This is a genomic window from uncultured Clostridium sp. (genome assembly GCF_937920395.1).
GTDB lineage: Bacteria > Bacillota > Clostridia > Clostridiales > Clostridiaceae > Clostridium_AD.
In genome coordinates, this window is record NZ_CALEVF010000183.1 from 1 (window position 1) to 2,280 (window position 2,280).

Below are 2,280 nucleotides of genomic sequence, written 5' to 3' on the forward strand. Positions count from 1 at the left end.
TTACTTAAAAATCATAGAAATTTTGAACTTTGGATTATAGGTAGATTAATGAGTGATTATTCATTCCCTATTTTTAATGAAATAATTAAGCAAGATAAAATAGAAGACTATATAAAGAATAATGCAACATTTGCTAGTGATACTTATATTTCACATAGAAATATAATAAATAAGGAAGAGAGATATAGAAAAGTATCTACACTTATAGTTCAGAGAGCACAAAAAACTACTGCGGGCTTAATGTTAAATTTCTATGATGAAATTAACAAATAATTCCTTTATTTTAGAGGAATTATTTTGTTTTTGAAGAATAAATTTTAAATAAGTATATATATAATATAATTATATATAATGAAGGGGGGAGAACAAGTGAATAAGGAGGTTTTATTAAATTTAGAGAAAGAAATTTTCAAAGGAAATCTATTAGATATAGGGTTTTCTAATCATGGGATCATATACAATATATATAAAGAGTACATTGATGATAGTAGTAGTGTAGATTATGTTGAAGGAAAAGCGGAAAAGGAATTAATAGAGAATGGGGTATATGATACCTGTGCATTGTTTTTTACTTTAAGCGATATAAAACTTACATATAATAAAAGAAAATTGATACAAGATATATATAAATATTTGAAAGTTGACGGAATGTTATATATTTGGGATATAGATAAAGGAATAGCTAAAACGTTTAATAAGGAAATTAAAATTGTATTACCAGATAAAAGTACAAAACAAATACATTTAAAGGATTTAAATATATTAAAAAACAGTTCTAAAGATAATACAATGAGAATTTTAGAACCTTATTTTAAGGTGCTAACATTAAAAAATTCGGATAATGTTTACTATATGATATGTAAAAAGAAAGGGAAATCAAAAGATGAAAGTAACGCTAATAGGCATTAATGCAAAATACATTCACACTAATTTGGCAGTAAGATATTTAAAAGCTTTTGCTAATGATTTAGATTATGAATGTGAAATTATGGAGTTTTCAATCAATGATCAAATTGAAAGAATACTTGAGGAAATATTAAAGAGTAAATCAGACATTGTAGCATTTTCTTGCTACATATGGAACATAGAGTATGTTAAGGCTGTATCGTCACTTATTAAACTTGTAAATAGTAATATTGAAGTTCTTTATGGTGGGCCTGAGGTTAGTTTTGATTGTGAAGATTTTCTACACAAAAATGTAGGAGATTATGTAATAGAAGGTGAAGGCGAAGAAACATATAAGGAATTTATTGAATGGAAAATTTCATTATCAAAGAAATCACTTATAAATGCAAAAGCAATCAATGAGAAAAAAATTGACTTTAAAAATATTTTGGGATTATATTTTAAGAGGCTAGACAAAATTTATTATAATGGGCAAAGACCGTTAATGGATATAAATAAGGTTATTTTCCCATATTATGAAGAAGAATTTACAAATAAAATAGTTTATTATGAAGCATCTAGAGGATGTCCTTTTAGTTGTAAATATTGTTTATCATCAACAACACATGGAGTTAGATTCCTTAATGTAGAAAGAGTGAAAAAAGAATTAAAATTTCTCGCAGATAAGAAAGTGAGACTCGTAAAGTTTGTAGATAGAACATTTAATTGTAATCCTGAATACTCAATAGAAATTTGGAGATTTTTAATAAATTTAGATTGCGAGACAATGTTTCATTTTGAAATATCAGCAGATTTGATAAATCAAAAGGAAATAGATGTTTTGGCGGATACACCAAAGGGTAGATTTCAATTTGAAGTTGGAGTTCAAACTACTAATCCTATTGTGCTTAATAATATAAGTAGATTCGTAACTTTTGATGAAATTAGTGATAAGGTTACAAAAGTAAAAGAAATAGGGACTATTAATCAACATTTAGATTTAATAGCAGGACTTCCAGGAGAAAATTATGAATCATTTAGAAATTCTTTTAACGATGTTTATGGAATTCATGTTGAAGTAATACAATTAGGATTTTTAAAATTACTTAAGGGTTCAGAGATGATAAATGAGTCCGAGCTATGGGGAATGGTTTACGCACCGTATCCACCATTTGAAATTCTAAAGACAAGGGATATAAGTTATGAAGAATTAGTAAAATTAAAAAGGGTAGAAAAAATGGTAGATAAATATCATAATTCACAAAAGTTTGACAATATTTTAAAATATTTTGTGGAGAAATTTAATACTCCCTTTGATTTCTTTTATGAACTTGGATTGTTTTTTTATGAAAAAGGATATTTAGGTATAAAAATTTCTTCAGTAGATTATTATAA

General features: G+C 25.9%; 2 protein-coding genes and 1 pseudogene. All 3 read left to right on the forward strand.

What is annotated here, in order from left to right; translation table 11 throughout:
* Nucleotides 1-273 (forward strand): annotated as a pseudogene (locus tag Q0649_RS11770) (phospholipase); the annotation flags it as partial.
* 96 nt (nt 274-369) lie between these two features.
* Nucleotides 370-909: a class I SAM-dependent methyltransferase gene (locus Q0649_RS11775; protein WP_298841988.1), complete on the forward strand. Its 540-nt coding sequence runs from the start codon at nt 370-372 to the stop codon at nt 907-909.
* Nucleotides 884-2,280 (forward strand): B12-binding domain-containing radical SAM protein (locus Q0649_RS11780; RefSeq protein WP_298841991.1); only part of this gene is annotated, 1,397 nt, incomplete at its 3' end. The genes Q0649_RS11775 and Q0649_RS11780, both read left to right, overlap by 26 nt.